Below are 13,127 nucleotides of genomic sequence, written 5' to 3'. Positions count from 1 at the left end.
GCCGGACCTGCCGGTGGTGCTGACCTCCGGCTACAGCCACGTGCTCGCCCAGGACGACGCCCACGGCTTCGAGCTCGTGCGCAAGCCCTACTCCGCCGAGGAACTCGCCCGGATCTTCCGCTCGCTCTCCGGGCGCCAGCCCCCGGCCGTCTGAGCGCGCCTCATTCGGGCGCCGCGAGCGCCGCGTCGAAGGCCGTGCGGCCGGCCTCCGTGATCTCGTACTCCTCGTGCCGCCGGGCCGGCAGCGCGCGCCCGGTGCGGCGGATCAGGCCGCGCTTCTCCAGGTAATGATTGATGCTCTGCGGCGCGTAGTAGCGCGGGGCAGCGTAGAGGAGCCGCAGACGATAGAGATAGACCGGCTTCAGCTTGCCCATGAGCAGGGCATAGCGGAATCCCCCGGGCCCGTCAGCCGGATCTATGCGGAGAGAGACGATTTTCCGAGGCAATCTACTGTAATAAGAGTAATTTTAAACTCGAATGCTGCGGCGGGTATCCGGGTGCCGCGCGCCCGCGCGTTTTCGGAGCGCGGGGCACGGGACCACCCGCCGCGGCGGCCGGCCCGCGGTCCGGGGGCGGGACGACGTGTCGAGCGCCCTCGCGTTCGGTCCCGGATTGCGGCACGGAGAGCCGATTCCGCCCGGATGCCGGCGAGAGCCTGCCGGGGGCGAGGGGTTCGGTATCGGCCGCGCACGCGGCCCGATCGCCCGAAGAGGCTTCGGCCCGAAGCGCCCCAGCACGGGAGGACGCCCGTCCCGGGCGCGGGCGCGGGCGATGGTCGTGGACGCGCGCCTTGGCGCCCCCGGAGGTCGCAGAGCCGTTCCCTCTAGCGACCGCCATCGAGGCGGCCGCGAACGTAGCCGTGCGAGATCAGCCGGTCACGGCGCAGCGTGCGCCGCTCGGCCTCGGCCAGATCCGCGAGGGCATCCTCGACCGCGCGCACGAGCGCGGCCCAGGCGTTGCCGCCGCTGGCGACCCGATACGCGTGCGCGATGCGCTCGGCCTCCGTCGGCTCGGTCTCGGTCGCACGATCCACCATCCTCAACTCCGCCGTGTTTCGAACAAAGCATGAACACGCTATGCGGGAGCACGGGTCAACGCTGGGGATAAAGCCTGTGGAAACGGTGGATAACACGGTTTCCGGTTGGTGGGTTCGGTCCAACGCATCGTCCTGGAACGAGGCGCGGGTCCCCTCTCCCATAGGGAGAGGTCTGCTTTCGCAGAAAGCCGGGTGAGGGGTATGAGGCTTCCGAAAGAGGCGAGGGCCTGAACGCGCGTCGATGGCGCGTTCAGTCCTGATCCGTCATACCCCTCACCCCAACCCTCTCCCTCTGCGAGAGGGGGCGCGGCGCGGTTCACCGCACGCGCCCGAACCGATCGACGGAGGCCGTATGACACCCCCGGCCGCCTGGCGGCGCGTCCGCCGGCCTGTCTCCGGTGCCGGGCCGGCCCAAGGGGTCGGCTGCGCTCCCCCGGGACCGTGCGTGGAGCGGTCGGCCGCGGCCGGCAGGCGGGCGCAACGGATCGGGCAGACCCGATGCGCGCATCGCAGCCCATCAAATCACCGGGTTCGGGATCATAGAGCCGGCCACACGGTTATGTACCCGCTTGGTCAGCCGAGAATGGGAGGACTTTTCATGAGTACCGGCACGGTGAAGTGGTTCAACGAGACCAAGGGCTACGGTTTCATCCAGCCCGATGACGGCGGCAAGGACGTGTTCGTTCACATCTCGGCGGTCGAGCGAGCGAACATGCGGACCCTGGTCGAGGGGCAGAAGATCTCGTACGAGGTCGAGACGGATCGCAAGTCCGGCAAGGAATCGGCAGGCCAGCTTCAGAGCGCCTGACGCGGACCGGTGCGGGCCGCGCGCCATGCGCCGCCGACCTTCACCGTTCCTTAACCATACGGCTGCCATACCGGGTCATCCCGGCCGCGGCTCCGCCGTCGGACTGGAAGCGGCCACGATGCCGGGAACGGTGACGCCGGATGTACGCGCACCCTTCCCGGCCGTCGTGGCCGCATCTGCGTCGGGCCCGAGGGTTCCCGCCTGCGGCGCGATCCCGGGTCGACCCGATCCCGGGTGCCCGGCTCGCCGGCCCGCTCGCGGGCACCCGCGTGCGGCGAGGCTGACGCGCCGCTAATCCTCGTCGTCGCCCTCGACGTCCACGAGATCCGTGGCGCTGTCGTCGTCCTCGTCCTCGATCAGCGTGTCGTCGCCGTCGCTCCCGCTGTCGTCCTCGATCGTGAGGTCGTCGTCGTTTCCGGCGTCGTCGCCGGCCGCGTCGGCTTCCTCGGCCTCGACCTCGTCGAGCGAGACGAGCTCGGGGCCGTCCGTCTCGCGCTCCTCGTCCTCGACGACCGGTTTGCGCGAGAAGGCCGGTGGGGCGCTGCGGGTGTAGCTCGTTGCGACCGACGTCGGCACGACGTCACCGGTGTAGGGCGAGATCACGGGATCACGGTTGAGGTCGTAGAATTTGCGTCCTGTCGTCGGGCAGACCCGCTTCGTCCCACGTTCGGAATGATCCATCCAAGCCTCGTCCTGATACAACTTCACGGGACGAGATGCGCCTTGCCGACGGCAGGTGTCAAACGCCCGGGATCGCACCCGGCGCAGGCGGCGCAGGCGGCGACTATGAGGCCGGACGGCCCGGCCATGCCCGGGCCGGCAACCTCGACCGTACGAGATCGTTGGTCCCTCGATCGGGCGGACGACGCCGAGACGGCACCGGAGGGGCGATGGGCCAGGACCGCGACAGCACCGATGGCGTCGGCCGGAAGGTCACCTTCCTGGGCCGCGGACTCGGCCTGCGGTCGCAGTCCCGGCTCACGCTTCTCGTCTGCCCGCTCTGCTCCCAGCGCAACGGCGACCGGATGGCCGCCAAGGGGACGTGTGCGTGGTGTGCCTACGAGCCGGCCGAGCGGGATGAAGAGCCCTGCGGGCCGGACCACTGACCCCGGCGGTTCGACGCGGCGGGCTATCCCGTCTCGGCCTGAGCGACGGCCTCGCTGGCATAGCGCGCGCGGGCGGCGCCGTCGGCGGGCAGGTCCCTGGCCTCGCACCAGGCCAGAAACGCGTCCGGCGTGAGCCGCACCCGCACGACCGCGACGCCACTTCTCGCCACTTCCCGTTCGAGCTGCTCGGCGGAGATGAGCCAGCCTTCATGGCGCGCGGGTAGGCGGTCGGCATCCTGCATCATGGCGCGCAGGCGGCTGTAATCGTCCGCCTCGTACCAGGCCATGCCGACACGGCGTGGACGTTCCATCGGCTCCTCGACACGCATCGCCCGAAGCGCGCTGTAGCACGCGACCGCTCCGGTGTCCGGCATGCCGCGCGCGGTGTCCATCTCGGCCGCTCGTCGGAGCCGGCATCGCCCGGGCCTGAGCAGAAGGAACGGGCCGCGGCGCGCGCATATCGGCTGCCGCGGAGCGAGCCCGCGAGGCCGTGGCCCGGCGAACGTCCGGGCCGAGGCGATGATCGGCGCGCGAGGAAGCGTGCCCCATCATGATCTCGGGTGCACCAAGCGGTGTCGATCCGGCGCCGGCCCGTGCCTGCGTCCCGTGGCGATCGTGCTCGCGAATCTCTCTCGCTGCCGGACCCGTCGGCAGCATGTCCATGAACGAAGCAGCGTGACCGAGCGGAAGGCGATCGGCAGCAAGTTCTCGCGGCTCTAAAATTTGCAATTTATAATTGTACTTGGATCCCGCATGATCTTCGAGAGGGCAGGAGCGGCTGGAAAACTGGCGATCGTGCCCGGTACAGCCGCAAAGTGTTGCACATATGTGACCTTATCGGGCGATAGAGCGGCGTTCCCGGCCGGATTAACTGTTTTGGCACCTCCGTTGCTGCCGCCCGGCTACACGGAAGACCGGGGGATGCAAGATGTCGGTTCGGGGGTTTGCGGCGGTCGCGCTGTCGCTGTTCACGGTCGGGACGGCCATCGCGGCGGATCTCGACGAGAAGAAGGCCCCCACGGAGAAGGCGGCGGCCGCCAAGGAAGCGCCGTTCTTCCTCTTCGCGGATACGCAGATCAGCTACCGCTACCAGTTTCCGACCGTCACCCCCGGCATCCAGATCGAGAGGCCGGACGGCAGCTTCCGCTCGCGCGAGGCGCCCAAGCACATCCTCAACATCTCGCACGCGGATGCGTGGGCCTACGGCACGAACTTCTTCTCCCTCGATATCCTGAAGTCCGGTTCGCAGTTCCCGGCCGGCACCACCAACACGCCCGGCGGCATTCCGGCCGTCTCCGATTACGGCAACACCGAAGCCTACGGCCTCTACCGCGGCACGCTCAGCCTGAACGCCCTGACCGGCACCAAGGCCTTCACGGTCCCAGGCATCGTCAAGGAGATCTCGCTCGCCTTCGGCTTCGACGCCAACTCGCAGAACGACGCCTTCGGCTCGAAGAAGCGCGATGTCGTCGGCGGCCTGAACTTCGCCTTCGACGTGCCGACCGGCTTCCTGAACCTGTCGGTCCACGCCTACAAGGAATGGAACCGCAACGGCTTCAACACGCAGCCCGACCGTGACCAGAGCTTCAACACGGTCCCCGAGTTCGAGATCGTCTACAGCCTGCCGCTCACCTTCACCGGCCTGCCGCTGTCGCTCGTCGGCTTCAACAACATCGTCCTGCCCAAGGGGCGCGGCATCAGCGACAACCCGGCCGCCTTCGCGTTCAACCCGGCGCGCGGGCTGGAATTCCTGTCGCGCACCAACCTCGTGCTCGATCTCGGCAAGCTCGTCTACGATCAGCCCAACAAGATCGATGTCTTCGTCGGCTTCCAGTACTGGCGGAACAAGTTCGGCAACCAGGAGACCGCGACCTTCAAGGGCACCGAGGAGAAGAGCTTCCTCGCCGGCGTCGCCGTCCACGTCTTCTGAATCCCGATGGGAACGCGACGCCGCATGATGGAATCGAGCCCCCGCACCCGCGCTCCCCGGCTTCGCGAACGGCCGGCGCTCCCCGCGGACGAGGCCGGCGGCGGGCTCGCGGCGGTCCCCGGTCGCGCGCGGCGCGCGATCGGCGGGGCGCCCGTCCCGATCGCGACCGCCCGCCCGACCGGGGACCGCGCCCGGCCGGCACGCAGCCTGTTCGGACCGGCGTGATGGCGCCCGCATCCCTCGCACCGGGTCCGCCCGGAGGCCCGACCCCGCTCTTCGGGGCCTACGGCATCGTCAAGCGCTTCGGCGCCTTCACGGCGAACGACGGCGTCGATCTCGAGATCCGCGCCGGGGAGATCCACGCCCTGCTCGGCGAGAACGGCGCCGGGAAATCGACCCTGATGAAGATCCTCTACGGCCTCCTGGAGCCGACCGAGGGCGTCGTCACGCATCGGGGCGACGTCGTGCGGCTGGCGAACCCGGAAGCCGCGCGGGCGCTCGGCATCGGCATGGTCTTCCAGCACTTCTCGCTCTGCGACAACCTGACGGTCGCCGAGAACATCGCCCTCGTCATGCCCGCCGCGCTGACGGGCCGGGCGCTCGCGGAGCGGATCGCCCGGCTGGGCGAGGATTACGGCCTCCATCTCGACCCCGCGCGGCCGGTCTGGTCCCTCTCGGCCGGCGAGCGCCAGCGGATCGAGATCGTGCGCTGCCTGCTCCAGGACCCGAAGCTCGTGATCCTCGACGAGCCGACCTCGGTGCTGACGCCGGGCGAGGCGGAGGTGCTGTTCGCGGTGCTGGAACGCCTGCGCGACGAGGGCCGCGCCCTGCTCTACATCTCCCACCGGCTCGACGAGGTGCGCCGCCTCTGCACCCGGGCCACGATCCTGCGCGGCGGCCGGGTCGTCGGCGCCTGCGATCCGCAAGCGGAATCCGCCCGCTCCCTCGCCGCGATGATGGTCGGCACGCAGGTGGGCGAGGTCCGGCCGAAGACGGCCCGCGGGACCCGCGCGGAGCGCCTCGTGCTCGACCGCCTGTCGCTGCCCGCGCCCGGCCTGCACGGGACGCCGCTGCGGGACATCGCGCTCCGCGTCGCGGGCGGCGAGATCCTCGGCATCGCCGGGATCGCCGGCAACGGGCAGGCGGAGCTGTTCGACGCCCTGTCGGGCGAGAGCCGGGCGCCCGCACCCGGGGCCGTGCGCCTCGACGGCCGGGCGGCGGGCCACCTCGGCATCAATGCGCGGCGCCGGCTCGGGGCGGCCTTCGTGCCCGAGGAGCGCAACGGCCACGCCGCCGTCCCGCCCATGAGCCTGTCGGAGAACGCGCTCCTGTCCCGCCACGCCACCGCGCCGCTCACGCGGCTCGGCCTGCTGCGGCTCGGCGCGGCCCGGGCCCTCGCCCGGCGGGTGATCGACGCCTTCGACGTGCGCGGCGCCGGCCCGGACCCGGCCGCCGGCACGCTCTCCGGCGGCAACCTCCAGAAATTCGTGGTCGGGCGCGAGATCCTCGCGGAGCCCGGCATCCTCGTCATCAACCAGCCGACCTGGGGCGTCGATGCCGCCGCCGCCGCCCATATCCGGCAGGCCGTGCTCGATCTCGCCGGACGGGGAAGCGCGGTGGTGGTGATCAGCCAGGATCTCGACGAGCTGTTCGAGATCGCCGATTCCATCGCCGTCCTGCATGCGGGCGCGCTCTCGCGGCCCGTCCCGACCGGCGCGACCGGCCGCGCCGCCCTGGGGCTGCTGATGGGCGGGGCCGGCGAGCCGGACCCGCGGGGCGGCGAGCCCGCGGTGGCCCCCGCGATCGGAACGGTCGCGCCGGTGCGATGAACCCCTGCCGGACCCGATCCCCCCATGCGCGCCAGACGCCAGGACTGAACGGGATGCGCGATGCGCCTTGATCTCCTCCCCCGCGCGCGCCGGTCGCGCCGGCTCGATCTGCTCGCGCCCGCGCTCGCCTTCCTCGCCGCGGTCCTGATCGGCGGGATCGCGGTGGCGGCCCTCGGCGTCCCGCCGGGGCAGGCCTTCCTCACCTACTTCGTCGCCCCCTTGAGCGAGGTCTGGTCGCTGCAGGAGGTCGCGCTGAAGGCGGCGCCGCTCGCGCTGATCGCGACCGGGCTCGCCTTCTGCTACCGCGCCAACCTGTGGAACATCGGGGCGGAGGGCCAGTACGTGGCCGGTGGCCTCGCGGGCGGCTGGGTCGCCGTCGCCGCGCACGGTTCGCAGGGGCCGACCGCCTGGATCCTGCCCGCGATGCTGCTCGCCGGCACGTGTGCGGGCATCGCCTACGCGATGATCCCGGCGCTGCTGCGGGTCAGGCTCGGCGTGTCGGAGATCCTGACCAGCCTGATGCTCGTCTACGTCGCGCAGCTGCTGCTCGACTACATGGTGCGCGGGCCCTTGCGCGATCCGCAGGGCTACAACTTCCCGCAGAGCGTCAGCTTCGACGATGCCGCCCGGCTGCCCCTGCTGATGGCGGGCGAGTCGCTCCACGCGGGCGTGCTGATCGGCCTCGTCGGCATCGGGCTGGCGGCCCTCGTCCTGACGCGGACCCTGTTCGGCTTCGAGGTCCGCACCGTCGGCGCGAGCCCGCGGGCGGCGCGCTTCGCCGGCTTCTCGGACGCGCGCCTGACGCTCGCGGTCTTCGCGATCTCCGGCGGGGCCGCGGGGCTGGCCGGCATCTGCGAGGTGGCCGGACGGATCGGCCAGCTTCAGCCGGAGATCTCCCCGGGCTACGGCTTCACCGCGATCATCGTCGCCTTCCTCGGGCGCCTCAGCCCGCCGGGCATCCTGCTCGCGGCGCTCGTCATCGCCCTGACGACGATCGGCGGGGAGGGGGCGCAGATCGACCTGAAGCTGCCCCTCGACCTGACCCGTGCCTTCCAGGGGCTGCTGCTCGGCCTCGTGCTCGGGGCCGACGTGCTGACGCGCTACCACGTCCGGATCGTGCCGGGCGGTGCGGGCGCCAAGGGGATCCCATGAGCCTCGACATCGTCCAGATGGTCCTCGTCACGGTGCTGGCGGCGGCGACGCCGCTGATCCTGGCCGGCATCGGCGAACTCGTCGTGGAGCGCTCCGGCGTGCTCAATCTCGGCGTCGAGGGCATGATGGTGCTGGGCGCGGCCGCCGGCTTCGCCGTCGCCGCCTGGACCGGATCGACCGGGCTCGGTGCCCTCGGCGGGGCCGGCGCGGGCCTGCTGCTCGCCGCCCTCTTCGGCCTGCTCACCGTGGTTCTGGCGGCCAACCAAGTCGCCTCCGGGTTGGCGCTGACCATCCTGGGGCTCGGACTCTCCGGCCTCGTCGGCGCCGGCTATGTCGGGATGAAGCGCGATCCGGCTCCCCATCTCGACCTTCCCGGCCTCACCGACCTGCCCGGCATCGGCCGGCTGCTGTTCGGGCACGACGCCTTCGTGTACGCGGCCCTCCTCCTCGTCGCGGGGGTGTGGTGGTTCCTGTGGCGCACCCGCGCCGGGTTGACCCTGCGCGCCATCGGCGACGATCACGCCGCGACCCACGCCCTCGGGCTCAAGGTGCGCAAGGTCCGCTTCCTCGCGGTGCTGTTCGGGGGCGCCTGCGCGGGACTCGCGGGCGCCTACCTGTCGCTGGCCTACACCCCGTTCTGGGCGCCCGCGATGACCGCGGGACGCGGCTGGATCGCCCTGGCGCTCGTGGTCTTCGCCTCCTGGCGGCCGCTGCGGGTGGCCGCCGGGGCGCTGCTCTTCGGCGGGGCGACCGTGCTCCAGCTCCACGCCCAGGCCGCGGGTCTCGGCCTGCCGGGGCAGCTGCTCTCGGCCGTCCCCTACCTCGCCACCATCCTGGCGCTCGTCCTGCTGTCGCTCGGCCGGCGCCGGGGCGGTTCGCTGGCGCCCGCGGCGCTCGGCCGGGTCTTCGCCCCGAGCCGTTGAGGGGCGCCGCCGCGCGGGACGGTCTCCCGCCGCCCGGCGGCGCGGGGGACCGGCCGCCGCAGGGCCGGACACCGCCGGGACCGGGCAGGCGCTCGCGGCGCCCGCGCGCTCCATCCTGGCCCTGGTCTTGCTCAGAAACGCCCCGGGGCGCCCCGATGCGGCGCCCGCGAGCCGCGGCGGACGACGCCGTCGAAAAGGGGTGGGGATTCATGATGGGCAGCATCGTCACGCGCCTGGCCGGCGCGCTCCTGTGCGCGGCCGTCGCGGCGGGTCCGGCGCGGGCGGCGGACAAGCTCAAGGTCGGCTTCGTCTATGTCGGCCCGGTCGCCGACTACGGGTACTCCTACCAGCACGACCTCAGCCGGAAGGCGCTGGCCGAGGCGCTGCCCGGCGCGGTCGAGACGACCTTCCTCGAGAACGTGCCGGAGGCCGACAGCGAGCGCGCCATCGAGAAGCTCGCCCGCTCGGGCGCCGGCCTGATCTTCACGACCTCCTTCGGCTTCATGGAGCCGACGCTGAAGGTCGCCAAGAAATTCCCGACGGTGAAGTTCGAGCACGCCACCGGATACAAGCGCGCCGGCAACGTCTCCACCTACTCGGCCCGTTTCTACGAGGGCCGCTACGTCTGCGGGAAGATCGCGGGCAAGCTATCGAAATCGGGGACCGTCGGCTACATCGCCTCCTTCCCGATCCCCGAGGTCGTCAGCGGCATCAACGCCTTCATGCTCGGCGCGCAGTCGGTCAACCCGGACATCAAGCTCAAGATCGTCTGGGTCAACACGTGGTTCGATCCCGGCAAGGAGGCGGAGGCCGCCAAGGCGCTCCTCGCCCAGGGCGCCGACATCCTGACCCAGCACACCGATTCCGCGGCGCCGCTGCAGGAGGCCGAGAAGGCCGGCAAACTCGCCTTCGGCCAGTCCTCGGACCAGTACCGCTTCGCCCCGAAGGCGCAGCTCACCTCGATCGTCGATGACTGGAACGGCTACGTGATCCAGGAGGCCAGGGCCGTCCTCGACGGCACGTGGAAGAGCCATGACAGCTGGGGCGGCATCAAGGACGGCATGGTCGTGCTGGCGCCCTTCACCAACATGCCCGACGACGTGAAGGCGCTGGCCGAGGAGACCAAGCAGGGGATCGTCGCGGGCAGGATCCACCCGTTCGAGGGGCCGGTGCTCAAGCAGGACGGCTCGGTCGCCGTCAAGGCGGGCGAGCGCGCCCCCGACCCGATGATCCTCGGCATGAACTGGTACGTGAAGGGGATCGACGATCGGCTGACCCAGTAGGCGCGCGGGGTCCCCGGGCGGCGGCGCCGGATCGCTCCGGCGGCGCCGCCTCGCCTCTCGATGCCGCTCAGGGACGCGGCGGGGGCGGCAGACCGGGCTCCTCGGCGGGCGGCGGGGCCCCCTCCACCGGGACGCCGACGCCGGGTGCGGCCGGGATGGCGTCGCCCGAGCGGATCGCATTCCGCTCGTTCGGGACGGCGGCCATCCCCTCGGTGCCGCCCGGTGCGGTCGCCCCGGGGGTGCCGGCCGGGGCGCCGACCGATCCTTGGGCGAACGCGGCGCCGGCCAAGCCCGCGAGGGCGCACAGGGCGAGCGTGGCTGTCGTGAGGGTGCGCATGGGACGGTCTTTCCGGTTGCGGATGTGGGAGGGGGTGTCGTCGCGCGGGGATCCGGAGACGCGGCTCACCGATGCCGCCCTCCGTGGGAGCGGATGGCCTTTCCGCGCCGCCCGCCCGGGGCGGTGACGCGCGGCTGGCCGGCGGGCGGCGTCACCGTGCCCTGTGCCCGGGCGCCGGGCGCCACCACGATGCCGCTGCCGAGACAGGCGACCGCGACGAACCAGGCGAGGAGGGGGAGGCCGAGGCCGGCCGGTTTCACGCGCATCCGGAAGGCTCCCGCGGGGCCGTGATGGCCGCCCGCGCCGTCGTCGGCAGCAAAGGCCGTGCCGCTCCGACCATCGACGGCCTGCAGATTCCAACGAACCGGCCCCTGTCGCCGGAGCGCGCCCCCACCGGGCGGCACGATCGCGGGCCCGGCACCGCCACTGCGGCCGCGCGCATCCGCCAGGACGACGCAGCCGCGGGCGGCGTACCGGAGGGGGGCGCCGGGGTCTGTGCTCGGTAGGGACGTGCGCACCCTCCCGACGTCAGGGAAACACGGCGTCTCCGCACGTCGTCATATCCGTGCGCTGAAGCAGCCTGATCCGTGCTCTCATACGGGCTCCGGTCGATGGGTTCGGCCGTGTGCGGTGAACCGCGCCGCGCCCCCTCTCCCAGAGGGCAGGGCGATCGCATATGGCGGGGGTCGTCTCCTAGATCGCGTTGGGGAACCGTGCCGCGCCCCCTCTCCCATAGGGAGAGGGTTGGGGTGAGGGGTATGACCTTTCAGATCTGAGCACGCCATCGACGCGCGTTCAGGTCGAGCCCTACCTGGAAGCCTCATACCCCTCACCCGGCTTTCTGCGAAAGCAGACCTCTCCCTATGGGAGAGGGGACCCGCGCTTCGTCCTGAGACGATGCGTCGAACCGAACCCGTCGACCCGACACCGTATCACCGTACCGCGCCCGTCGATTGGTATCGGGGTGATAGGCGATAGGACCGACCGATAGCCGCCATCGAGCCTCATGTTCGTTCCGGAGCGATCGGTTTCGCGGCGTATGGGGGGACCTGATCGCCGCGGTCGAGGATCCGGGCCGCCCTGCGCCGCCGCTCACGTGTCGGTGTGGTTGCGCGCTTCCGCGAGGTCGATCTCCCGGACGAGCCGTCGCAGGAGCCCGTCGCCGATGCGGCGCCTGCGGCTCAGGCCGAACAGGGCGTGGCGCTCGGCCCGCAGGCCCGCGACCCGCAGGCGCTGCTCGATCGCCGCGCGCTCGCGCCCGCGCTTGTCCGCCTGGTCGCTGCCGACCGAGCGGTACGGGCGCCGGTCGTAGCGCTGCAGCACCGCGGCGGCGGCCTCGGCGATGATGTCGGCATCGCCCCGGTCCTTCTCCAGTTCCGCCTGCAGGCGCTCGATCACCCGGCGGGCCGCCTTCGCGGCCGCCTCGCGGACGGCGTCCTCCTCGGCATGTCCCTCCGGCTCGGGCGGCAGCTGGAGATGGGGCAGCAGGAGCGGCAGCAGCGCGCTGGCGATCGCGAGGGAGAGCAGGATCACGCCCACCGCGATGCAGATCGCCAGGGTCCGGGCCGGAAAGGGGGCGCCGTCCGGCAGCGCGAGCGGCAGCCCGAGGATGCCTGCCAGCGTCACGGCGCCCCGCACGCCCGAGAGCGTGGTCACGAGGACGAGGTGCCAGGTGACGCCGCCGGCCGCGCCGCCGCCCGTGAGGCCGAACCGCAGGGTGACGAACGACCACGCGAAGCGCAGCACCATCAGGCCGAGCGTGATCGCCGCCACGTAGCCGGACAGCAGCGCGCCCGCGCCCCATCCCGACCCGCCGGTCGCCCGCATCGCGTCGGCGAGGATCCCGGGCAACTGCTCGCCCAGGAGCACGAAGATGGCGCCGTTGGCGGCCAGCTGCACCGTGTCCCAGACGGCCGTGCGGCGCAGCCGGGTCAGCGCCAGGGCGCGGCCGCGGTTCTCGACGAGGTTCATCGTCCCGCCCGCGGCGACCGCCGCCAGGATGCCCGAGGCGCCGACCCGCTCGGCGAGCGCGTAGGCGCAGAACGGGATCAGCAGGCTGAACAGGGTCTGCGTGCCCGGATCCTCGCCGAGCCGGCGGATCAGCCGGCTCTGGAGCTCGGTCACGAGGAGCGTGCCCGCGATCCCGATCCCGATCCCGCAGGCCACGAGCCACAGGAAGGTTCCGGAGGCGGAGAGCGGCGAGAAGCTGCCGGTGAGCGCCGCCGCCACGGCGAACCGCAGGCAGACGAGACCCGACGCGTCGTTGAGGAGCGCCTCGCCCTCCAGGATGTGCATCAGCCGCCGGGGGATCGCCACGCGGGCGGCGACCGCCGAGACGGCGACCGGATCGGTCGGCGAGAGCACGGCGGCGAGAGCCACGGCGACCGCCAGCGGCATCGCCGGGATCAGGGCGTGGATGAACAGGCCCATGCCGGCGACGGTGAACAGGACGAGCCCGATCGAGAGGGCGAGCACCACGCCGCCGTCCCGCACGAGGGCGCGCTTCGGGATTCGCCAGGCGTCGAGGAAGAGCAGGGGCGGCAGGAAGACCAGGAAGAAGGTCTCCGGATCGAGGCTCACCGTTGGCAGCGGCAGCAGGGCCAGGGCGGCGCCGAGCCCGATCTGCACGACGGGGAGCGGGATGGGCGTGATCCGCGCGGCCGAGCTGCTGACGACGACGGCGACGAGCAGCACGAGGACGACGGTGACGGTCTCCATCGCGC

General features: G+C 72.0%; 14 protein-coding genes. 7 read left to right on the top strand and 7 right to left on the bottom strand.

The features are described 5' to 3' along the window. Window positions 1–161: 161 nt before the first annotated feature. Both MFF56_RS28405 and MFF56_RS28400 read right to left on the bottom strand, forming a co-directional pair. Window positions 162–374, bottom strand: coding sequence for a hypothetical protein (locus MFF56_RS28405; protein ID WP_066927309.1), 213 nt, complete (start codon window positions 372–374; stop codon window positions 162–164). Window positions 375–823: 449 nt separating this feature from the next. Then, on the bottom strand, window positions 824–1,036 hold the full coding sequence (locus MFF56_RS28400; protein WP_066927307.1) for a hypothetical protein: 213 nt from the start codon (window positions 1,034–1,036) through the stop codon (window positions 824–826). 598 nt (window positions 1,037–1,634) lie between these two features. Between MFF56_RS28400 and MFF56_RS28395 the strand changes: the two genes are divergently transcribed. Beyond that, window positions 1,635–1,844, top strand: a complete 210-nt coding sequence (locus MFF56_RS28395) for a cold-shock protein (RefSeq protein WP_066920825.1) — start codon at window positions 1,635–1,637, stop codon at window positions 1,842–1,844. A 291-nt stretch (window positions 1,845–2,135) separates the two neighbouring features. Here the strand turns inward: MFF56_RS28395 and MFF56_RS28390 are convergent, their stop codons facing one another. Further along, window positions 2,136–2,525: a TIGR02300 family protein gene (locus MFF56_RS28390; RefSeq protein ID WP_066920827.1), complete on the bottom strand. Its 390-nt coding sequence runs from the start codon at window positions 2,523–2,525 to the stop codon at window positions 2,136–2,138. 209 nt (window positions 2,526–2,734) lie between these two features. Between MFF56_RS28390 and MFF56_RS28385 the strand changes: the two genes are divergently transcribed. Further along, window positions 2,735–2,950, top strand: a complete 216-nt coding sequence (locus tag MFF56_RS28385; protein ID WP_066920829.1) for a hypothetical protein — start codon at window positions 2,735–2,737, stop codon at window positions 2,948–2,950. Window positions 2,951–2,973: 23 nt separating this feature from the next. Here the strand turns inward: MFF56_RS28385 and MFF56_RS28380 are convergent, their stop codons facing one another. Next, a complete protein-coding gene (locus MFF56_RS28380; protein ID WP_308445288.1) occupies window positions 2,974–3,342 on the bottom strand; it encodes a DUF8829 domain-containing protein in 369 nt (122 codons plus the stop codon). Window positions 3,343–3,878: 536 nt separating this feature from the next. Here MFF56_RS28380 and MFF56_RS28375 point away from each other — a divergent pair. The 5 genes from MFF56_RS28375 to MFF56_RS28355 all read left to right on the top strand — a co-directional run bounded on the left by MFF56_RS28375 (window position 3,879) and on the right by MFF56_RS28355 (window position 10,067). Further along, window positions 3,879–4,880, top strand: coding sequence for a hypothetical protein (locus MFF56_RS28375; protein ID WP_066920831.1), 1,002 nt, complete (start codon window positions 3,879–3,881; stop codon window positions 4,878–4,880). A gap of 224 nt (window positions 4,881–5,104) precedes the next feature. Then, the gene (locus tag MFF56_RS28370) at window positions 5,105–6,709 is read left to right on the top strand and encodes an ABC transporter ATP-binding protein (protein WP_066920834.1); all 1,605 of its coding nucleotides are present in this window, start codon (window positions 5,105–5,107) and stop codon (window positions 6,707–6,709) included. A 60-nt stretch (window positions 6,710–6,769) separates the two neighbouring features. Continuing rightward, complete coding sequence (locus MFF56_RS28365; protein WP_066920836.1) at window positions 6,770–7,861, top strand: ABC transporter permease; 1,092 nt, start codon at window positions 6,770–6,772, stop codon at window positions 7,859–7,861. Next, window positions 7,858–8,784 (top strand): ABC transporter permease, encoded by a 927-nt coding sequence (locus MFF56_RS28360; protein WP_066920838.1) that lies wholly within the window; start codon window positions 7,858–7,860, stop codon window positions 8,782–8,784. Before MFF56_RS28365 ends, MFF56_RS28360 begins: the two co-directional genes overlap by 4 nt. Window positions 8,785–8,993: 209 nt before the next feature. Beyond that, window positions 8,994–10,067: a BMP family ABC transporter substrate-binding protein gene (locus MFF56_RS28355; protein WP_066920840.1), complete on the top strand. Its 1,074-nt coding sequence runs from the start codon at window positions 8,994–8,996 to the stop codon at window positions 10,065–10,067. 67 nt (window positions 10,068–10,134) lie between these two features. Here the strand turns inward: MFF56_RS28355 and MFF56_RS28350 are convergent, their stop codons facing one another. The 3 genes from MFF56_RS28350 to MFF56_RS28340 all read right to left on the bottom strand — a co-directional run bounded on the left by MFF56_RS28350 (window position 10,135) and on the right by MFF56_RS28340 (window position 13,122). Beyond that, window positions 10,135–10,404, bottom strand: coding sequence for a hypothetical protein (locus MFF56_RS28350; protein ID WP_238231869.1), 270 nt, complete (start codon window positions 10,402–10,404; stop codon window positions 10,135–10,137). Window positions 10,405–10,469: 65 nt separating this feature from the next. Continuing rightward, complete coding sequence (locus tag MFF56_RS28345) at window positions 10,470–10,670, bottom strand: hypothetical protein (RefSeq protein ID WP_066924533.1); 201 nt, start codon at window positions 10,668–10,670, stop codon at window positions 10,470–10,472. A gap of 826 nt (window positions 10,671–11,496) precedes the next feature. Continuing rightward, complete coding sequence (locus MFF56_RS28340; RefSeq protein WP_066920105.1) at window positions 11,497–13,122, bottom strand: Na+/H+ antiporter; 1,626 nt, start codon at window positions 13,120–13,122, stop codon at window positions 11,497–11,499. Window positions 13,123–13,127: the final 5 nt, after the last annotated feature.

The sequence above is a fragment of the Methylobacterium hispanicum genome, assembly GCF_022179285.1.
Classification (GTDB): Bacteria; Pseudomonadota; Alphaproteobacteria; order Rhizobiales; family Beijerinckiaceae; genus Methylobacterium; species Methylobacterium hispanicum.
The sequence above is the reverse complement of the archived record's forward strand: the minus strand, read 5'-3'. Positions and strand labels throughout refer to the sequence as shown.

Excerpts from the sequence above, each read along its gene's own strand:
- MFF56_RS28365 (WP_066920836.1), top strand. The coding sequence starts at position 6,770 with ATGCGCCTTGATCTCCTCCCCCGCGCGCGCCGGTCGCGCCGGCTCGAT.
- MFF56_RS28395 (WP_066920825.1), top strand. The coding sequence starts at position 1,635 with ATGAGTACCGGCACGGTGAAGTGGTTCAACGAGACCAAGGGCTACGGT.
- MFF56_RS28350 (WP_238231869.1), bottom strand. The coding sequence starts at position 10,404 with ATGCGCACCCTCACGACAGCCACGCTCGCCCTGTGCGCCCTCGCGGGC.
- MFF56_RS28360 (WP_066920838.1), top strand. The coding sequence starts at position 7,858 with ATGAGCCTCGACATCGTCCAGATGGTCCTCGTCACGGTGCTGGCGGCG.
- MFF56_RS28370 (WP_066920834.1), top strand. The coding sequence starts at position 5,105 with ATGGCGCCCGCATCCCTCGCACCGGGTCCGCCCGGAGGCCCGACCCCG.
- MFF56_RS28345 (WP_066924533.1), bottom strand. The coding sequence starts at position 10,670 with ATGCGCGTGAAACCGGCCGGCCTCGGCCTCCCCCTCCTCGCCTGGTTC.
- MFF56_RS28385 (WP_066920829.1), top strand. The coding sequence starts at position 2,735 with ATGGGCCAGGACCGCGACAGCACCGATGGCGTCGGCCGGAAGGTCACC.
- MFF56_RS28375 (WP_066920831.1), top strand. The coding sequence starts at position 3,879 with ATGTCGGTTCGGGGGTTTGCGGCGGTCGCGCTGTCGCTGTTCACGGTC.
- MFF56_RS28340 (WP_066920105.1), bottom strand. The coding sequence starts at position 13,122 with ATGGAGACCGTCACCGTCGTCCTCGTGCTGCTCGTCGCCGTCGTCGTC.
- MFF56_RS28390 (WP_066920827.1), bottom strand. The coding sequence starts at position 2,525 with ATGGATCATTCCGAACGTGGGACGAAGCGGGTCTGCCCGACGACAGGA.
- MFF56_RS28400 (WP_066927307.1), bottom strand. The coding sequence starts at position 1,036 with ATGGTGGATCGTGCGACCGAGACCGAGCCGACGGAGGCCGAGCGCATC.
- MFF56_RS28380 (WP_308445288.1), bottom strand. The coding sequence starts at position 3,342 with ATGGACACCGCGCGCGGCATGCCGGACACCGGAGCGGTCGCGTGCTAC.
- MFF56_RS28355 (WP_066920840.1), top strand. The coding sequence starts at position 8,994 with ATGATGGGCAGCATCGTCACGCGCCTGGCCGGCGCGCTCCTGTGCGCG.
- MFF56_RS28405 (WP_066927309.1), bottom strand. The coding sequence starts at position 374 with ATGGGCAAGCTGAAGCCGGTCTATCTCTATCGTCTGCGGCTCCTCTAC.